Origin of the sequence: Neisseria sp. CCUG17229, assembly GCF_047839235.1 — a bacterium.
Lineage (GTDB): Bacteria > Pseudomonadota > Gammaproteobacteria > Burkholderiales > Neisseriaceae > Neisseria > Neisseria brasiliensis.
The window spans coordinates 1,386,108-1,404,235 of record NZ_CP181247.1; the positions used below are offsets into that span (position 1 = coordinate 1,386,108).

At 53.5% G+C, this 18,128-nt stretch carries 18 protein-coding genes; all 18 read left to right on the forward strand.

Annotation, left to right across the window (positions count from 1 at the left end; translation table 11 throughout):
- Positions 1-24: 24 nt before the first annotated feature.
- The 18 genes from ACM67B_RS06685 (at position 25) to ACM67B_RS06770 (ending at position 17,960) form a co-directional block, all read left to right on the forward strand.
- Positions 25-1,734: an AMP-binding protein gene (locus ACM67B_RS06685; RefSeq protein ID WP_416188982.1), complete on the forward strand. Its 1,710-nt coding sequence runs from the start codon at positions 25-27 to the stop codon at positions 1,732-1,734.
- The gene (locus ACM67B_RS06690; RefSeq protein WP_416188983.1) at positions 1,731-2,456 is read left to right on the forward strand and encodes a glycosyltransferase family 2 protein; all 726 of its coding nucleotides are present in this window, start codon (positions 1,731-1,733) and stop codon (positions 2,454-2,456) included. The genes ACM67B_RS06685 and ACM67B_RS06690 overlap by 4 nt, the downstream gene beginning before the upstream one ends.
- A gap of 2 nt (positions 2,457-2,458) precedes the next feature.
- Complete coding sequence (locus ACM67B_RS06695; protein WP_416188984.1) at positions 2,459-3,388, forward strand: glycosyl transferase family 2; 930 nt, start codon at positions 2,459-2,461, stop codon at positions 3,386-3,388.
- Positions 3,385-3,825, forward strand: coding sequence for an acyl-CoA thioesterase (locus ACM67B_RS06700; RefSeq protein WP_416188985.1), 441 nt, complete (start codon positions 3,385-3,387; stop codon positions 3,823-3,825). Before ACM67B_RS06695 ends, ACM67B_RS06700 begins: the two co-directional genes overlap by 4 nt.
- Positions 3,826-3,880: 55 nt before the next feature.
- Complete coding sequence (locus ACM67B_RS06705) at positions 3,881-4,474, forward strand: LolA family protein (protein ID WP_416190534.1); 594 nt, start codon at positions 3,881-3,883, stop codon at positions 4,472-4,474.
- Between the two features lie 54 nt (positions 4,475-4,528).
- Positions 4,529-5,470 (forward strand): dialkylrecorsinol condensing enzyme, encoded by a 942-nt coding sequence (locus ACM67B_RS06710; RefSeq protein ID WP_416188986.1) that lies wholly within the window; start codon positions 4,529-4,531, stop codon positions 5,468-5,470.
- A 173-nt stretch (positions 5,471-5,643) separates the two neighbouring features.
- On the forward strand, positions 5,644-6,810 hold the full coding sequence (locus ACM67B_RS06715; protein WP_416188987.1) for a beta-ketoacyl-ACP synthase III: 1,167 nt from the start codon (positions 5,644-5,646) through the stop codon (positions 6,808-6,810).
- A gap of 1 nt (position 6,811) precedes the next feature.
- Positions 6,812-7,210 carry a hypothetical protein gene (locus ACM67B_RS06720; RefSeq protein ID WP_416188988.1) on the forward strand — a complete coding sequence of 133 codons (399 nt, stop codon included), beginning with the start codon at positions 6,812-6,814 and terminating at the stop codon, positions 7,208-7,210.
- Between the two features lie 55 nt (positions 7,211-7,265).
- Complete coding sequence (locus ACM67B_RS06725; RefSeq protein ID WP_416188989.1) at positions 7,266-8,261, forward strand: BtrH N-terminal domain-containing protein; 996 nt, start codon at positions 7,266-7,268, stop codon at positions 8,259-8,261.
- 73 nt (positions 8,262-8,334) lie between these two features.
- Positions 8,335-9,225: an ABC transporter ATP-binding protein gene (locus tag ACM67B_RS06730; protein ID WP_416188990.1), complete on the forward strand. Its 891-nt coding sequence runs from the start codon at positions 8,335-8,337 to the stop codon at positions 9,223-9,225.
- Positions 9,222-10,475, forward strand: a complete 1,254-nt coding sequence (locus tag ACM67B_RS06735; RefSeq protein ID WP_416188991.1) for an ABC transporter permease — start codon at positions 9,222-9,224, stop codon at positions 10,473-10,475. The genes ACM67B_RS06730 and ACM67B_RS06735 overlap by 4 nt, the downstream gene beginning before the upstream one ends.
- 33 nt (positions 10,476-10,508) lie before the next feature.
- Positions 10,509-10,796 (forward strand): acyl carrier protein, encoded by a 288-nt coding sequence (locus ACM67B_RS06740; protein WP_416188992.1) that lies wholly within the window; start codon positions 10,509-10,511, stop codon positions 10,794-10,796.
- Complete coding sequence (locus ACM67B_RS06745; RefSeq protein ID WP_416190535.1) at positions 10,793-11,821, forward strand: beta-ketoacyl synthase N-terminal-like domain-containing protein; 1,029 nt, start codon at positions 10,793-10,795, stop codon at positions 11,819-11,821. Before ACM67B_RS06740 ends, ACM67B_RS06745 begins: the two co-directional genes overlap by 4 nt.
- On the forward strand, positions 11,803-12,441 hold the full coding sequence (locus tag ACM67B_RS06750; RefSeq protein ID WP_416188993.1) for a hypothetical protein: 639 nt from the start codon (positions 11,803-11,805) through the stop codon (positions 12,439-12,441). The genes ACM67B_RS06745 and ACM67B_RS06750 overlap by 19 nt, the downstream gene beginning before the upstream one ends.
- A 55-nt stretch (positions 12,442-12,496) precedes the next feature.
- Positions 12,497-14,806: an MMPL family transporter gene (locus tag ACM67B_RS06755; protein WP_416188994.1), complete on the forward strand. Its 2,310-nt coding sequence runs from the start codon at positions 12,497-12,499 to the stop codon at positions 14,804-14,806.
- Between the two features lie 79 nt (positions 14,807-14,885).
- Positions 14,886-16,124: an NAD(P)/FAD-dependent oxidoreductase gene (locus tag ACM67B_RS06760; RefSeq protein ID WP_416188995.1), complete on the forward strand. Its 1,239-nt coding sequence runs from the start codon at positions 14,886-14,888 to the stop codon at positions 16,122-16,124.
- An 86-nt stretch (positions 16,125-16,210) separates the two neighbouring features.
- The gene (locus ACM67B_RS06765; RefSeq protein WP_416188996.1) at positions 16,211-16,738 is read left to right on the forward strand and encodes a hypothetical protein; all 528 of its coding nucleotides are present in this window, start codon (positions 16,211-16,213) and stop codon (positions 16,736-16,738) included.
- Between the two features lie 16 nt (positions 16,739-16,754).
- Positions 16,755-17,960, forward strand: coding sequence for a beta-ketoacyl-ACP synthase (locus ACM67B_RS06770; protein WP_416188997.1), 1,206 nt, complete (start codon positions 16,755-16,757; stop codon positions 17,958-17,960).
- The last annotated feature ends 168 nt before the right edge of the window (positions 17,961-18,128 follow it).

Consider the following 18,128-nt stretch of genomic DNA (forward strand, 5'->3'; position numbering starts at 1 on the left):
CTTAATATTACCACCAGCCAAACTATGTATCCGCTCACCCAAATCCTATCCGCCAACCTACCCCAAAACGACCTGATCGCCCTCAATCCGCCGCTAACCCGTGCCAATTTTAATCAGTCGGTTTTTGCTTTGTCAGGCCGTCTGAAAGCGGAAAAGGTACAATCGGCGGCTTTGTGGTTTGAAGATGCGGCAGCGTTTGCCTGTGCGCTGTTGGCGGTGTGGCACAGTGGTGCCCATGCCTTGTTGTTGCCTAATTTGGCCGACGACAATCTGGCATGGGTGGCAACAGCGGATGTGGTGTTAACGGATTCGGATGATCAGCGCCTGTTTTCAGACGGCCTAAAGGTATGGCAAGTTGATTTCGAGCAAATAAGGCCGCCTGAACATCAGCCTGTTTATCCTGCGCATACCGACATTCCCGCTACCGCCCAAGCACATTTGAAGACATCCGGCTCCAGCGGCGAAGCGCAAATCATCATCAAAACTGCTGCGCAGATGGAAGCCGAAGCCTTGGCTTTAGCAGCTGCGGTTCCGTTTGGCAAGGATGGTGCCACCGTTATCGGCAGCGTGTTGCCGCAACATATGTATGGTTTCACCTTCCGCTTTGCGCTGTCGCTGACGATGGGCTGGACCATGGCGCGCCCGCAAGCGGTGTATCCCGAAGACTTGCTGGGCTTCAGTATGCCGTCTGAAAACGTGGTGTGGATTGCCAGCCCGGCCGTATTAAACCGCTTGGGCGAACAGCGCAACTGGGCGGCGGTAAACGGTAAGCTCATCGGCATCGTTTCCGCCGGTGGTGCGCTGCCTGAAAATACGGCGGCCTTGTTGGCGCAAAAAGCCGTGCGCCCTTACGAAATTTACGGTAGCACCGAAACCGGTGTCATCGCCTCACGCCAGCATAATTTGTTGTGGCAAGCCTTTGATAATGTTACCCTAAACCAAGATTCAGACGGCAGCTTGCACGTTGAATCTCCGTGGACGAACGGTGTTTGGCACAGTGCCGATATGATTGAGCAGCAGCCTGACGGCTTTGTTTTACTCGGCCGCAAAGACCGTATCATCAAATTTGAGGACAAACGCGTGTCGCTGACCCAAATCGAACATGAATTATTGCAGCATCCTTGGATTGCCGATGCCCATTGCGGCCAACATCCGCAACACCAGCGCATTGCCGTCTGGGCAGCGCTCAACGCGCAAGGCATTACCGCACTGCGTGAGCAAGGCCGTGCGGCAGTGGCCGATGCGTTGAAAAAACACTTAGCCGCCAGCCAAGACAAAACAGCCCTGCCGCGCTATTGGCGTTTTACCGATGCCCTACCGCGCAACCCTCAAGCCAAAATTGCCGCTTCGGATTTTCAGACGGCCTTTACCACGCCGCAAACCGCGCCTTTATGGCAAACCATGCCGTCTGAAAATGAAGGTGTTCAACGCTATCATGCACGCGTGCCGCTGGATTTGACTTATTTCGGCGGCCATTTTGCCGAATTTCCGCTGGTGCCGGGTGTGATTGAAGTGCAGTGGATACGCGATTTGGCGGCGCAGTTTGCATGGGGTAAGCAAGATTTAATCCGCATCGAAAACTTAAAATATCAACAATTTATCCGCCCTCATGACGAAATCGATGTCGAACTGGCTTACGATGCGGACAAAAACAAGCTCACATTTAAAATCACCCACAACCAAGCCGCCTGTGCTTCAGGGCGTTTGGTGTTTGCAGAAGGCAGCCGCGCATGAAAACGCTTGCGCTGATTCCGCATTACCGCCACCCAACCACCGTCGGCCATGTTGCCGAAACTTTACGCCGAGACGGTTTTGACGTGTTGATAGTCGATGATGGTTCGGGCGATGATTGCAAAGCCGTGTTGCAAAGTTTGGTTTCAGACGGCATCAAGCTTGTTTTCCGCCCCGAAAACGGCGGCAAAGGCGCGGCCATGCGCACAGGTTTTGAATACGCCGCCGAACACGGCTACAGCCATGTTTTGCAAGTGGATGCCGATGGCCAGCATCATTTGCCCGATGCCTTAAACCTGCTCGCCGCTGCCCAAAAACAGCCCGAAGCCGTGGTGTGCGGTTGGCCGCAATACGGCGATGATGCGCCCAAAGCGCGTTTATACGGGCGTAAAATCACCGACTTTTGGAACATGATTCACACTTGGTCAACCGACATCAAAGACGGCATGTGCGGCTTTCGCATTTACCCGCTCGCCGATGCCTTGGCCGTGATGCGCGAAGAAACTGTCGGCCAACGCATGGATTTCGACACCGAAATTCTCATCCGCCTGTATTGGCGCGGCTTACCGACGGTATGGATTAAAACACCGGTGCAATATGCTTCAGACGGCATTTCGCATTTCGATGCCTGGGCGGACAATGTACGCATCAGTAAAATGCACACCCGTTTGTTTTTTGGGATGCTGCAACGCCGTTTGCGCCGCCTACTCGGAAAGGCCGTCTGAATATGGCTGATTCGCAACACTGGGCCAAGCAAAACGAGCGCGGCAACCGCTTTTTCTTAGCAGCCACCACGCTTTTGGTGCGCTGGCTGCCGGCTGCGCTGATGAAGCCGTGTATTTGGTTTGTGGTCGGTTATTTTTACCTGACTTCGCCGCAAGCGCGCCGCAACATCGCCTATTACCAACACCGCCTTCAGACGGCCTATCCTGCAGTAAAATTGAGCCGCGGCTCGGTATTCCGGCAATTTGCCGCTTTCGGTGAGGCCGTATGCGACCGCTTTGCCGTGTGGCAGCGCAAAATCGTTTATGAAGACTTGGTTTTGGAAGACCCCGACGATGTGTACGCACTGATTGGCGACCGCAGCCTGCGCGGCCAGATTTTCGCCTGCTCGCACTTGGGCAATACCGAAGTTTGTCGTGCTTTGGTGTCGCACCACATCGGCTTTAAATTGAATGTGTTGGTACACAGCCGCCACGCGCAAGCGTTTAACGAAGCCTTGGAAAAAGCCGGTGCCGACCGCATCCAGTTGATTCAGGTCAGTGATTTGGATGCCGCTTTGATGCTGGAATTAAGCCAGCGGGTTGAAGCAGGCGAATGGATTGCCATTGCTGCCGACCGCACACCGGTGCGCGGCGAAAAAACCGTCGCCGTCGATTTTCTCGGCGAATCCGCCGATATGCCGCAAGGCGCGTGGCTTTTGGCCGGATTATTGAAAACCCGCGTGCATACTCTGTTTTGCATCAAGCAAAACGGCCGCTATCATCTGAAGCTGCGCCGCTTTATCGACACCGCCGACTGGAAACGCCACAACCGTCAAGCAGCCGTGGCCGATGCGGCGCAAAAATTTGCCGATGTTGTTGCTGAAGAATGCGCGCGCAATCCGCTGCAATGGTTTAATTTCTATCACTTTTGGAACAAAGACACCCGCCGATGAGCAAACACGTTTACTGCCGCCACAGTCATGAAATCGAAGTGCCTTTTTTCGATGTCGACCCCATGCACATCGTTTGGCACGGCAATTATGTGAAATATTTGGAAGTGGCACGTTGCGCTTTTTTGAGCAGCATCGCCTACGATTACAACGAAATGGGACGGCAAGGTTTCAGCTGGCCCATCGTGCAGATGAACTTCAAATACATCAAACCGGCCGTGTTCGGCCAAAAAATCCGCGTGGACTTAGCCGTCGTTGAAATCGACAGCTGCCTGCGCATCGATTATGTGATTAGCGATGCCCAAAGCGGCATCAAACTCACCAAAGCATCGACCACGCAAGCTGCCGTCTCTTTGGAAACCGGCGAGCTGCAATTCCAAACCCCACTAAGCTGGTTGGAAGCCGTGCGCCGCCACCCGAGCTTTGTTGAGGCCGTCTGAAACCGAAAGGCCGTCTGAAATTTCAGACGGCCTGTTGAAAGCATAAAACATGAATATCCGCAAACTCTGTTTATCTCTTGTATTCACCTTAGCCAGCCCTTTGCTGTGGGCATTTTCCGCCGAAGAATTGGCCAAAACGCTGCAAAAACCAAGCAGCATCCAAGGCCAATTCACCCAGCAGCGCCACTTGAAATCCTTAAGCAAACCAATGACCACCGGCGGCCAATTCGTTTTAATTCCCAAGCGCGGCCTGCTTTGGCAAATGCAGAAACCTTTCGCCACCACCTTGCGCGTGCGATCAGACGGCATCATGCAATGGAACGGCAAATCATGGACAGCCGCGCAATCCGGCAGATTATCCGGCCAAACACGCCAAATTCAGCTTTTCTTGGATTTACTCGGCGGCAACACCCAAGGCTTGCAGAAACAATTTGATTTGAAGCTTTCCGGCACCGCGCAAAAATGGACGCTGCAATTGTTGCCGAAAACCACCATAATGAAACAGGTTTTCCATAAAATCGAGCTCAACGGCGATCAATTGGTGCGCAAAATCGAGTTACACGAAAAACAAGGCGACCGCACTGTGATGCAGTTTGACCGCATCCGCACCAACCAGCCTTTGGATACTTTCGCGCAACAATCACTGTAATTATCTTGCATTTTCTTTAATAAAATTAACATACAGTCTATAATGCCGTCTGAAATGCAACCACCGCCACACGCCATGTCCGCTGCCCAAAAAATCCTTGTCGTCCATTATTCGCAAACCGGACAGCTCAGCCGTTTGGTGCAGAATTTTATTGCGCCTTTGCACAATCAGCCCGGCATTGAAGTGGATACTGTCAACATCGCGCCGCGCGAAGCATTTCCGTTTCCGTGGCCGTTTTGGCGTTTTTTCGATACCTTCCCCGAAACCGTGCATCTGAAGCCGCAGCCCATTGATATACCCAATCCGGCGCATGACGATTATGATGTGGTGGTGATTGCCTATACGGTATGGTTTTTATCGCCCGCGCAACCGATTACCGCGTTTTTGCAGCAAGCCCAAACCCGTGCGCTGCTCAACGGCAAACCGGTCATCACGCTGATTGGCTGTCGCAATATGTGGCTGACCGCGCAAGAAAAAATGAAACAACTGCTGGCTGGCAACGGCGCGAAGCTCATCGGCAATATTGTCAAAACCGATGCCTGCGGCACGGCGGCCAGTTTCGTCACCACGCCCGCTTGGCTGCTGACCGGCGAGCGCCAATATTTTAAAAATCTGCCCGCAGCGGGCATCAGCGAAGCCGAATTGGCCGATATGGCACGATTCGGGCAAAAACTGGCTGATAAGCTGCAAAGCGGTTCGGCCTTGGATGAAACCCTGTTCCGCAACATGGGCGCGGTGGCTGTCGATGAAAAATTAATCCTGAGCGAGAAAGCCGGTGCACGCAGCTTTTTTCTTTGGGGCAAGCTGCTGATAGCGGCAGGTAAGATTTCGCCCTTGCTTCGGTGCGTGTTACTGGCGGTGTATATCGTGTTTCTGATTGTGTTGATTCTGACCGTTGTGCCATTAAGCGCGCTGGTAAAAATGCTGTTGCGCCCAGTATTGCGCCCTTGGTTGGTGCAACAAAAGCAGTATTACAGCCAGCCTTCAGGCGAATAAAATTATAGTCGTTTAAAATAAAAATCATACTGCGTTGCCAGCTCCCTTATGTACCACTTGTACACGGCGGTCGCTGTCGCCTTGTCTTATTTCTATTTTCAATGACTATCTTACCTATTTTGTATTCAAGGCCGTCTGAAATTCAGACGGCCTGTAAAAAACCTTAATCCGATATGAATTCAGACACCTTGCAATCTGTTTACCTCAACCGCGTTGCCGCCTTTTTACCCAACGAGCCTGTGTCCAACGCCGACATGGAAAACGTATTGGGCAAAGCGGGCGGCATTCCTTCGCGCGTGAAAAACATGATTTTGCGCTCCAATGCCATTCAGTCGCGCCATTATGCGGTTGATCCGGCCACCGGTTTGCCGACACACAACAGCGCGCAGCTGGCGGCCGAAGCCATTAAAATCCTGCTGCAACAAGGCGTTTTACCCGAAAACATCGGCAGCTTGGCTTGCGCCACGTCCTACCCCGACCAAACCATGCCCGGCCACGCCGTGATGGTACACGGCCTTTTGCCCGAATTGGGCGCGTGCGAAGTATTCAGCGCTTCGGGCGTGTGTGCGGCAGGCATGGCGGCTTTGAAACACGCTTACAACGCCGTGCGCACGGGCGAACAGCAAGGAGCGGTAGCTGCCGCTTCGGAAGCGGCTTCTGCTGTGATGCGCGGCGACATGTTCCAAAGTGAAATCGATGCCAAAAATCTGGCCGATGCGCGCCCTGAAATCAGTTTTGAAAAAGACTTTCTGCGCTGGATGCTGTCGGATGGTGCCGGCGCGGTTTATCTGGCCGACCAACCCAATCCAGACGGCCTGAGCTTCAAAATCCGCTGGATTGAATTGTTGTCATACGCCCACGAAATGCCGCCCTGCATGTATGCCGGTGCCGAATTTTCAGACGGCGTGTTCACGAGCTGGAAAGATTTCAGCGAAGAAGAACGCCGCGACAAAAGTGTGATGGCCGTGAAGCAGGATGTGAAGCTTTTGAATGAAAACATCGTGCGCTATACGGTGGAAAAACCGCTTTCGCACATCGCCGACAAACACAACCTGAAAGCGGAAGAGATTAAATGGTTTCTGCCACACTATTCTTCCGGCTTTTTCCGTGACAAATTATCCGCAGGGCTCGACAACATCGGCTTTTCCATTCCGCAGGAAAAATGGTTCACCAACCTGCCGAATAAAGGCAACACCGGCTCCGCTTCGATTTACATTATCTTGGAAGAATTTATGCGCACGCACGAACTCGACAACGGCGATTTGGTGTTGTGTTATGTGCCGGAAAGCGGGCGTTTTTCCACTTGTTTCATGCTCTTGGAAGCAGTAAAGGCCGCCTGAAATGGATATTGACGACATCCCGCAAGACGACAGCAAATCGTATAACGGCTTGAAAAAAATCGTCTATGGCACACGCGGCGGGCATTATCAGGCCGCCACCAGCACCGGCTGGCAGGATGAATCCTACGCCACCGAAATGGCCGTGGCCGAGCTCGACGCGCAAACCGAAGCGGCAAGATTGGCCGTGTTAGCGGGCAATACCTCGCCTCTGTATTTCCACATGCTGCGCTATCGTCACGACGAAGCCAGCTTGGCGATGGCCGCCGGTGTATGGCAATGGCAGCTGCGCCGTCATTTAAAGCCGCAAGTATTTGCCCGACTTTCCGGCAAAACCCTGCAAAAATATGCCGATGCGCTGCAAATCAGCGTAGCGGCATTGAAAAGCATTGAGGCCGTCTGAAACATCATTCATCGCCCGAAAACGTGTTCAGACGGCCTGTTGAGAATAAACCGCTATGACCGAATTTCCCCATCAGCATACCGCCCATTGCGAAAGCGGCGTGATGTCCACCCTGCTGCAACACCACGGCCACACGCTCAACGAAGCCATGATTTTCGGCTTGTCGGCAGGTTTGACCTTCGTCTATATGCCGCTCATCAAGCTGGGTGGCATGCCGCTGATTTCCTACCGCATCATGCCGCGCAGCATCATCAAAAATACCTGCAAAACCTTAGGTTTAAACCTGACTTTTCAAAAATTCAACGATGACGCCGCCGGACAAGCCGCACTGGATAAGGCACTTGCCGAAGGCAAACTGGCCGGTTTGCAGACTTCCGTTTTTTGGCTGCCGTATTTCCCGCCCTATATGCGTTTTCATTTCAATGCGCACAATCTTTTGGTTTACGGCAAAGAAGGCAACGACTACCTCATCAGCGACCCCGTTTTGGAAACCGTGCAACGTTGCGCCGCGGAAGACTTGCAGCGCGCGCGTTTTGCCAAAGGTGCATTGGCCGCCAAAGGCTTGATGTATACTTTGGAAACCAACCGCAATCCACAAGACGTCAACGCCCTGCTGCCCCAAGCCATACGCCGCGCCATCCGCAAAAACGCCAAGCAAATGTTGGCACCCGTATTCTTTGTCGGCGTCAAAGGCATACGCACCGTGGCCAAAAAAATCGAAACGCTACCCGCCAAGCAATCCACCAAATACCAAAAACTCTTTCTCGGCCACATCGTGCGCATGCAGGAAGAAATCGGCACCGGCGGCGCAGGCTTCCGTTATATTTACGCCTATTTTCTTGAACAAGCCGCCGAAATTTGCGCCGAACCACGCTTTCAGACGGCCTCACAACAGCTTACTGGCATCGGCGACGACTGGCGCCAATTCGCCAGCCTGTGCGTGAAACAATGCAAAAAGCCGTCTGAACACGGCTGCTCGGAAATCGCCGCATTTTTGCGCGACATTGCCGACAAAGAAGAAGCCTTGTGGAAGAGTTTGAAAGCCTTGTAAACCAACCCAATCATTTTTTTCAAACGGCCTTTTCTACCCATCAGGCCGTCTGAAACCCAAACCTGAACATGCCATGATTCAAATCCAATCCCTCACCCACCACTACCCCAAAGCCGCTGCACCTGCGCTGGACAATGTCTCTTTAGACATCCGCCAAGGCACATGCGTCGGTCTGCTCGGCCACAACGGCGCGGGCAAAACCACACTGATGTCGCTGCTGGCGGGTTTGCAGGAAGTGCAACAGGGTGGAATTTTGTTTCACGGCAAACCAATGGCGAAACTGAGCCGCGCCGAACGCCAAAAAATCGGGTTGGTGCCGCAGGATTTTGCCTTTTATCCGCAATTGTCGGTGTGGGACAATTTAGTGTTTTTCGCTTCCTTATACAAAATGCGCGATCAAGGCCGTCTGAACGATTTATTAGTGCAAACCGATTTGACCGCACACAAACACAAAGCCGCCAAGCATTTATCCGGCGGCTTAAAGCGGCGGCTGAATTTCGCTATCGGCCTGATTAATGCGCCGGAATTGGTATTTCTCGATGAAATCACCGTCGGCATCGATCCGCAGTCTCGCCGTTTCATTCTCGACAGCGTGGCTCAATTGACCCACCAAGGCGTTACCGTGGTGTACACCTCGCATTATTTGAGCGAAATCGAACAATTGTGCAGCCAAATCGCTTTGTTGCAACAAGGAATATTGGTGTACAGCGGCGGCTTAAACGAGCTGCTCAACAGCCAAACCGCATCGGTGCGCTTCATTACCGAGCCTGTGTTGCCGTCTGAAGTATTGGCCGCACTCGAAGCCAAACCGGTTGACGCAAACGGCATGATGGAAACTTTTCAGACGGCCTCAAGCGTTTACGCCGCCTTGCAGCAAAGCGGCGCGACAATCCGCTATTTCCAGCAAGGCCACGGCACGCTGGAAACCTTTTATCTCGATTTTTTGCGTAAGGAAGCCGCATGATTCTGGCCTCGCTTATCAAAGAATGGAAACTGCTCAGCCGCGATTTGCACGGCTTGGCGGTGCTGTTTGTCATGCCGATTGCGTTTATGCTGATTATGTCGCTGGCACTTTCGCACGATGCCGACCCACACACCGGCAGCCGCATTGCGCTGGTGGGTGTCGCCGACGATGCGGTCAACACCGCGCTGGCAAAGGCTTTGCAACAAGAAAACATGCTGGTCGAAACCATGCCGTCTGAACAGCTGACCGAAGCACAACAAGGCTTGCACAATCAGCGTTTCCAATTGGTGTTGCACAATCCGAATACCGTGTCCGAACCCTTGGCCGAAAGCAAAACACTGGCTGTTTATGTGCCACCTGATACTGAACCTTCATGGTTGGCCGCGGTAAAAGGCGTGTTGCAGAAGCATTACACCGAGGCGCGCCTGAATGCTTATTTTGACGATAACGAAGGCATCAAAATCAGCAACAAACGACTGCCTAAATCCGTGCGCAACGACATTCAGAAAAAAGTTGACGACAAAAACGCCGAGCAATTCGATGCCGTCAGCACCTTTTTGCAGCAGCCCATGCTGGCTGAACACTACCTCAGCGCGGGCGGCGGTGCCGTGGCCAAACCCAACGCCGTGCAGCACAGCGTACCCGCTTGGCTGATTTTCGGCATGTTTTTCATCATGATACCGCTTTCCAACGTGATGGCTTTGGAACGCCAAACCAACACCATCACCCGACTGCGTTTGGCGCGCGCCTATGCTTCGCTGCTGATTGCCGCCAAGCTGGTGCCTTATTTCATCATCAACCAATTGCAGTTTGCCGGTATGCTGCTGCTCGTCCGTTACCTGTTGCCGGAAATCGGCGTGCCCGCGCTGGTGCTCAACGGTAACTTGTGGCCTTATGCCGCGCTTTCCGCCGCCGTATCGGCTGCCGCGCTGGGCTATGCCTTGTTGGTCAGCGTGTGTGCCAAATCGACCGAACACGCCGTGGTATTGGGTGGCGGCGGCATTATCCTGATGGCGGCTGTCGGTGGGATTATGGTGCCGGCACACGTCATGCCCGAAACCATGCAGCAGCTGACGTGGCTCTCGCCGATGTCGTGGGGCTTGAAAGCTTTTCAAGAATTGCTGCTCAACCGCACCGGCATAGACGGCATCACGCTTTACCTGCAACTTTTGGCCGGATTTTCCGCCATTATGCTATTGGCGGCGATATGGGTTTACCGACGCCAATTACACACACAGGTACGCTTTTAAGGCCGTCTGAACACTTTTTTAATGGTTAAAAATATGTACACTTTTACCCTTGCTCCACAACAGCTCGAAACCGAACTGAAAAAACTTATCCTCGACACCGCCGACAAAGCCGATGAAATCGATTTGGCCGATTTTGCCGACGATGCGGTCTTGTTCGGCGACGACAGCCCGATCGGTTTGGATTCGCTCGACGCATTGCAAACCGCCGTGGCCTTACAGCAATATTTCCAAGTACGCTTACAGGGTGACCGCATGGTGCGCAAACACATGATGACCGTGCGTGATTTGGCCGCCTTTATCCGCAAGGAGCATGGCGCATAATGTATTTAGCGGGCTATACTTTCACTTCGGCAAACCATCCGCAAGCGGCATTCAGACGGCCTGAAATGGTGGATTTCCGCTTTTTGCAGCAAACCGTGCATACACCTTACTTTCGCGCGTTTGCAAGCCAAAGCCTGAGCCGCCAAGAATTAACCGATTTGGCCGAACAGCATTTGCGCCAAGCCGCAGAACAGGCCGGTTGGCCATCTGAAAGCTGGCATGAATATCCGGTGTTTATCGGTTCCGCTTCTTATAATGCCTCGGAATACGAAAATATATTTCACGCTGCCGAAAACCACGCCGGATACAGCCTGCTGCACCTTGCCGACGACTTGACAGCCCGCAGCGGCAATGACGATATTTTCAGCTTTGCCACCGCCTGCACTTCATCGGCCCATGCCCTGATTCAAGCGGCAAACTTTTTAAAAAAAGGAGCGGCAAAACGCGCTTTCGTATTGGGCGTAGAAAGCTTCAACCTGATGACTTTGCTGCATTTTCACAGCTTGGGTTTATTCAGCGACACTTACCGTCCGTTTAACGGCAACGGCCTTATACTCGGCGAAGGCATAGCCGCATTGGCATTTTCCGCAGATGCGCCGTCATCTTCACATCTGCAACTTATCAGCCATGCCGCCAACACCGGCAACGATTTGATTCAAAGCAACAGCCAAGCGCAAGCAAGCGCGATGGAACAGGCACTAAACGCCGCCCATGCCAAGCCACAGGATATTGTCGCCGTGAAAACCCACGGTGTCGGCACCCATGACAGCGATAGCGCCGAAATGTCCGCCCTGTCGCAAATGTTTACCCAGCTGCCGCCGCTGTTGGCATTCAAGCCGCAAATCGGTCACACCCTCGGCGCAGCGGGCGCGCTCGAAACCGCGCTGTTGGCACAATCTTTGCAGCAAGGCCAAGGTGTTGATTATTCAGGTCAAGCCCTTGCTTTTTCAGACGGCCTTTATCTCACCAACTATTTCGGCTTCGGCGGCAGCAACACCAGCATGGTATGGCAATGGACATCTTAAGCAAACACCTCAGTGCCGCCGTATTTTTCGACAGCAGCGGCCTCGACAATAAAACCCTCAAGCAAATGTTGCAAAATGAAAGCGGCATCAACGGCCGCCGCTTGAGTCGCCTGAGCCTGATTGCCACGCTCGGTGCTTTGCGTTTGCGCCAACACACCGCCGTCCGCACCGATTGCGCGGTGTACGTTGCCACTCCTTTTGCTTCGCCTGCGCTGTTTCAAAAAATGGCCGACAACGTGTTAAACCACCATGCTGCCATGCCTTTCGACTTTATGGCCAACCTGCATAATGCCCCTGCCTTTCATGCCGCGCAAGCCTTGGGCAGCAATGGCGCGACGGTAGTTTGTGCCGCCGATCACAATACGCATTCATGGCAAAAAGCATTGCGCTTGGTGAAACACGCCCTGCTTGCCAAACCGCAAATCGCACTTGGTTTTTGCCGTGAGCGCGAACAGGAAAACGACAGCGACGGCTGCGTGTGGCTGCTGTTGGAACGCAATTCAAATAAAATAGACGCCCGTTTGAATCATTTCGATAAAGTAAACAGGCCATCTGAAAACCTGCATTATTGGCAAAGCCTGATTCACTATTTAGCTGATTTAAATCATGATGTTGATTAAACATATTTTTCAGACGACCTATTGCCATCAGGCCGTCTGAAACACGAGAATCCCCATGCTTTTCTACCGCTGTCTTTATACCTTGCTGATTGTGCTGCTGGCAGGCTTTGTGATTTACCACACCGCCGCCCGCCCTTGGCTGCAAACCGACCTCGCCGAATTATTGCCGCAAACGCAACAAGACATCGTGTTGCAAGCAGCGGATAAAGCGGGCGAAGCGCAGCTCAACAGCCAAGTGATTTTACTGGCCGGCAGCGACAATGCTGAACAGGCTTTTCAGACGGCCTCAAGCCTCGCCGATAAATGGCGCGAAAGCGGCTTATTTGCCGCGGTAGACGAAAGCTTATCGCCCGATTTAGCGCAAGTGCGCGCCGATATGCAGCAGCTGGGCTTGGCGGTTTTACCCAAAAAAGAGCGCGATTTATTATCTGACAACCCGCAAGCCTATTTCCAGCAGCGCGCCGAAGATGCCGCCAATCCGTTTGCCACCACGCCTTTATCGTTGGAACAAGACTGGCTGGGCTTCGGGCGATTTGTGGCCGACAAAGCCAATCCGCAAAGCAAATTGCAATGGCAGCCCGACAACGGTATGCTGTTTACCCAAGATTCACAAGGCAAAACATGGGTTTGGCTGCGCGGCCGTCTGCCCAAATCAGGCGGATTTTCACATGAAGCCTTGCTCAAGCTGATGGACGAGAGCCGCCAAACTGCCCAAGCAGATAAGGTGGACATTTTAACCGCAGGGGGCGCGTTGTTCGCCGCAGCCGCCAAAACACAGGCCGAGCGCGAAAGCACTTTGATGAGCAGCTTCGGCATCGTGCTGACTTTTGCGCTGATGGCATGGGTATTCCACAGTAAGCGCACTTTTTCCCTGCTGCTGCCTTTGTCGGCAGGTATGTTGACGGGTTTGGCGGCGAGTTTGGCGGTGTTCGGCCATATGCATGTGCTGACTTTGGTCATCGGCACCAGCTTGGTCGGCATGTTAGTCGATTTTCCGCTGCACTGGCTTGCGCCATCGGTATTCGGGCCGTCTGAAAAACCGCAATGGCAAGCATGGCCGGCGATGAAGCAGATGCTGCCCGGATTTGCCGTCAGCCTGCTGATTACCGTGTCGGGCTATGTGTTGCTCGGGTTCACGTCTTTGCCGGTGTTGCGCCAAACCGCCGTTTTCTCCGCATTTGCCCTGCTTGGAGCATTTGGTGCCACCGCTTTGTGGCTGCCTTATTGGTTCCAAAAGCACGCGCCGCAAACCCAGCCTTTTGCCCATTTATCCACTTGGCTTTACCACACCACAGGCCGTCTGAAAGCGTGGCACAAATCGATTGTGATTGCCACTTTGCTGTTCACGCTTCTTGGCCTATGGCGCAGCGACTGGCGCGACGACATCCGCCAATGGGCAAACATGCCGTCTGAAATGCTGCATGATGCCCAACAAATCGGCCAATTGAGCGGCACCGATTTCAGCGGTCAATATTTGGTGGTCGAAGCCGCCAGCGAAGATGCCCTGTTGCACAAAAATAAGCAAGTCATCAACGCGCTGCAACCACCGATTCAAGCCAAGCAACTGGGCGGCGTGCAATCGCTGGCGCAGTTTATCCAGCCGACCGATGAGCAGCTTGCACTACAAGGCCGTCTGAAACACTTGGCCGACAGCCCGCAAACATGGCAAATCATGACCGACATCGGCATTCCCGAAGCCACATTCCGCCAAGCGCTGCTTGATGCCGCCACCACACCGCCGCTGACGCTTTCAGACGGCCTCAAGCCGCAACTAGCCGAAGCATGGCGCAACCTTTATTTGGGCGAAGTGGCCGACGGGCGTTTTGCTGCCGTGGTTCGTTTGCAAGGCTTGGCCGATGCAGAGGCAGTGCGCGCAGCGGTGGCCAATATTGAAGGCGTGCATTGGGCGGACAAACGCGGTTTTCTCAATCAATCTTTCATCGAAACGCGCAACCATGCTGCATGGCTGAAGCTGTTTTCCTATGCTGTGGCCATGATTTTGCTGTGGAAAATGTTCGGCATCAAACGCGGCGGCAAAATCTTAGCCGTGCCGCTGGCCGCTGCGGTGATGACGGTGGCTTTTCTAGGCTGGGCAGGCATTCCGGTCAGCCTGTTTGCTATGTTCGGCTTGTTGCTGGTATCAGCCATCGGCGTGGATTATTCGGTGTACGCCCTCACCGCCCGCCACAGCGAAACCGCCCGCTTCGGCGGCATGCTGCTCGCAGCGGCGACCACCGGCATTTCGTTTGTGTTATTGGCCTTCAGCAGCACACCGGCCGTGGCCGCTTTCGGCATCACCGTAGCAGTCGGCACTTGGCTCAATCTGGTGTTGGCAAGCCTGTTGCTCAAGCGCCATGCCGTCTGAAAATATTGCTTTCAGACGGCATAGTGCAAGCGTAAAATAGTCATGCTACATTTCATTTATTTTCACTTGGAAAACAATCATGTCCACTCAATTTGATGTCGCCGTTATCGGCGCGGGACCATCCGGCGCGGTTGCCGCCGCTTTGCTGAACAAAAAGGGTTTCAAAGTCTGCGTGTTGGAAAAACAGCATTTCCCGCGCTTTGTCATCGGCGAAAGCCTGTTACCGCACTGCATGGAAATGCTCGAAGAAGCCGGTATGGCCGAAGCGGTGGCGGCTGAGCCGAGCTTTCAGTTTAAAAACGGTGCGGCGTTCACTTGGGGCAGCCGCTACACTTATTTTGATTTCACGGATAAATTTTCAGACGGCCCGGGCACCACGTTTCAAGTCCGCCGCGCTTTGTTCGATAAAATCCTGATTGACGAAGCAGCCAAGCAAGGTGTGGAAGTGCGCTTCGGCCACGGCGTAACGGCGTTTGACAACAGCGGTGAAACGGCGCGTTTAAGCGTAGAAACCGATTCAGGCGAAGCGTATGAGCTGACCGCCCGTTTTGTGTTGGATGCCAGCGGTTACGGCCGCGTGCTGCCGCGCTTGCTTGATTTGGAAACGCCGTCTTCCCTGCCGCCGCGCATGGCGCATTTCACCCACATCGAAGACAACATTACCAGCACCAAATTCGACCGCAACAAAATCCTGATTACCACCCACCCGCAACACCGCGACGTGTGGTTTTGGACAATTCCGTTCGGCGACAACCGCTGTTCCATCGGCGTGGTCGGCACACCGGATAAATTGGCGGGCGACAGCGAAACCGTGTTGAAAAAATGGGTACATGAATGCCCGATGCTGGCCGAAATTCTCGATAAAGCCGTGTGGGAAAACGAATTTCCGTTCCGCTCCATCCAAGGCTACTCTGCCAATGTCAAAGCCTTACACGGCAAGCATTTCGCCCTGCTTGGAAATGCCGCCGAGTTCCTCGATCCGGTATTCTCATCGGGCGTAACCATCGCATTGCATTCGGCCAAACTGGCGGCCGATTTGCTGGGCAAGCAATTATCAGGTGAAAACGTTGATTGGCAGCGCGAATTTGCCCAACCGTTAATGCAAGGCGTGGATACGTTCCGCACCTACGTCAACGGCTGGTATGACCACAGCTTCCAAAACGCGATTTACGCCCCCAATCGCAGCCCCGAAATCAGCCGCATGATTTCGTCTATTTTGGCAGGTTATGCGTGGGATACGGCCAATCCGTTCGTTGAAAAACACGCCCAACGCTTGGAAGCGCTGGCGGCATTGGTCGGTAATATCAAATTGCAATAAACATGCGATAATGTTTTCAGACGGCCTGAAATTAAAGATTCAGGCCGTCTGAAATCGCACAGATATTCAAGAAAACAAGGAAACCCATGCGCCATATCATGATTTTGATTGCCGTTGCCGCCCTGTCGGCCTGTTCAACTGTCGGCACGGTTTTGCCGCAACCGCAAACTTTACCTGCCGTGGCGTCAAGTGGCCAATGGTACAAACTCGAACAAACCGACCGCGACGGCAACATCGTGCAAACCAACATGCTGGCGGTGGAGTCTTTTTCAGACGGCCTGCGTTTCGTGCAAACCGATGCGCTCGGCGCACCGGTTTCCCGCCAAAACCTGACCCGAAAAGGCTGGCAAAACGACGGCTTTATCGCACCCAACGCCCAATCACGCCGCCTGTTTGCCGCACTTTTGCCGTTGATTGCTGCCGATAATCCGAGCGGCATTTATCCGCCAAGCCATGCCATGCCGTCTGAAAACCATGGCTTCTGCATGCAAGAGCAAGGCGCGCTGTTCCGCTTCCGCAATCAGGATTTGTGGTGTACCGCGCAGCAGCAACAAGATTTTGTGATTACTTTCCCCGACCATACGCGCTGGACAGTCAGCCCGATTCAAGAATAGAAAAAATATTATCGTAATGAAAATTCCCGTTTACCTCAGCCGCCCCGGGCTGACCAGCGCCTTGGGCAGCGGTTTGCAAACCCACATCAATGCTTTGCTCACGCTAGCCGAGCACAGCCCGCTGACCTTTTCAGATGAATGGGTCAAAAACAAAAACCACGCTTTCGGCATGGTAAAAGAGCCGCTGCGCCCGTTTTCAGACGGCCTGCCTACGCACCAGCAAAGCCGCAATAATCAGCTGCTGTGGCATGCTTTGGAACAAATCGAACCATTAATCGAAGCCGCCAAAGCGCGTTACGGCAGCGAGCGCATCGCCGTGGTTATCGGCACCTCTACCAGCGGCGTGGACGAAAACATCCCGATGTTTGAACAAGCCGCGCAAGGCGTGGCATGGGAAGAATTAACCTTTACCCAAACCCAGCAATTAATGGCCGCACCGGCGGAATTTGTGGTCGAAGCCTATGGTTTGCACAACCTGCATTACGTCGTTTCCACCGCCTGCACGTCCGGCGCGCGGGCATTAATCAGCGCAGCCAGATTATTACGCGCCGGTTTGTGCGATGCGGTCATTTGCGGCGGTGTGGATACGCTTTCCCCGCTCACGGTCAACGGTTTTGCCGCGCTGGAAGTGCTTTCAGACGGCCTTGCCAATCCGTTTTCAACCAACCGCGACGGCATTAATATCGGTGAAGCCGCCGCCGTATTCGTGATGACGCGCGATGCCGATTTTGACGGCGACATGCAACTTTTAGGCTATGGGGCCAGCAGCGATGCCTATCATATGTCTTCCCCACGCCCCGACGGTTTGGGCGCCATTCAAGCCTTTCAGACGGCATTAAACCATGCCGGTTTATCCGCTGACGACATCGGCTGGATTAACCTCCACGGCACCGGCACGCTGCACAACGACAGCATGGAAAGCATCGCCGTGGCCGAAGTGTTCGGCAGCAACATCCCCTGCACTTCCACCAAACCGCAAACCGGCCATACACTCGGTGCCGCCGGCGCGATTGAAGCCGCATTCGCTTGGGGCATTGCCCATCCGCATTACAATCCTTCAGGCAAACTGCCGCCGCAATGGTGGGATAAAGCCGCCGATGCTCATCTTCCGGCGATTGCACTGACTGATTCTGAAAGCTGTTGGCCGTCTGAAAAACGCATTGCCGCCAGTTCATCATTTGCCTTTGGCGGCAGCAATTGTGTATTGATAATTGGGGCGTAATCATCGGTTAGAATACAAAGGCCGTCTGAAACTTGGTTCAAGCAAAGTTTCAGACGGCCTTTTCCTATACCAAAGAACTAGCTTATTGATAATGATTGCATTCCCCAACTCCTTTAAATTGTGCCATAATAACGCGTGCCATACCGCTTGGCATGGAAAAGAAAAACC

Excerpts from the sequence above, each read along its gene's own strand:
- ACM67B_RS06685 (WP_416188982.1), top strand. The coding sequence starts at position 25 with ATGTATCCGCTCACCCAAATCCTATCCGCCAACCTACCCCAAAACGAC.
- ACM67B_RS06690 (WP_416188983.1), top strand. The coding sequence starts at position 1,731 with ATGAAAACGCTTGCGCTGATTCCGCATTACCGCCACCCAACCACCGTC.
- ACM67B_RS06695 (WP_416188984.1), top strand. The coding sequence starts at position 2,459 with ATGGCTGATTCGCAACACTGGGCCAAGCAAAACGAGCGCGGCAACCGC.
- ACM67B_RS06700 (WP_416188985.1), top strand. The coding sequence starts at position 3,385 with ATGAGCAAACACGTTTACTGCCGCCACAGTCATGAAATCGAAGTGCCT.
- ACM67B_RS06710 (WP_416188986.1), top strand. The coding sequence starts at position 4,529 with ATGCAACCACCGCCACACGCCATGTCCGCTGCCCAAAAAATCCTTGTC.
- ACM67B_RS06715 (WP_416188987.1), top strand. The coding sequence starts at position 5,644 with ATGAATTCAGACACCTTGCAATCTGTTTACCTCAACCGCGTTGCCGCC.
- ACM67B_RS06720 (WP_416188988.1), top strand. The coding sequence starts at position 6,812 with ATGGATATTGACGACATCCCGCAAGACGACAGCAAATCGTATAACGGC.
- ACM67B_RS06725 (WP_416188989.1), top strand. The coding sequence starts at position 7,266 with ATGACCGAATTTCCCCATCAGCATACCGCCCATTGCGAAAGCGGCGTG.
- ACM67B_RS06730 (WP_416188990.1), top strand. The coding sequence starts at position 8,335 with ATGATTCAAATCCAATCCCTCACCCACCACTACCCCAAAGCCGCTGCA.
- ACM67B_RS06735 (WP_416188991.1), top strand. The coding sequence starts at position 9,222 with ATGATTCTGGCCTCGCTTATCAAAGAATGGAAACTGCTCAGCCGCGAT.
- ACM67B_RS06740 (WP_416188992.1), top strand. The coding sequence starts at position 10,509 with ATGTACACTTTTACCCTTGCTCCACAACAGCTCGAAACCGAACTGAAA.
- ACM67B_RS06750 (WP_416188993.1), top strand. The coding sequence starts at position 11,803 with ATGGCAATGGACATCTTAAGCAAACACCTCAGTGCCGCCGTATTTTTC.
- ACM67B_RS06755 (WP_416188994.1), top strand. The coding sequence starts at position 12,497 with ATGCTTTTCTACCGCTGTCTTTATACCTTGCTGATTGTGCTGCTGGCA.
- ACM67B_RS06760 (WP_416188995.1), top strand. The coding sequence starts at position 14,886 with ATGTCCACTCAATTTGATGTCGCCGTTATCGGCGCGGGACCATCCGGC.
- ACM67B_RS06765 (WP_416188996.1), top strand. The coding sequence starts at position 16,211 with ATGCGCCATATCATGATTTTGATTGCCGTTGCCGCCCTGTCGGCCTGT.
- ACM67B_RS06770 (WP_416188997.1), top strand. The coding sequence starts at position 16,755 with ATGAAAATTCCCGTTTACCTCAGCCGCCCCGGGCTGACCAGCGCCTTG.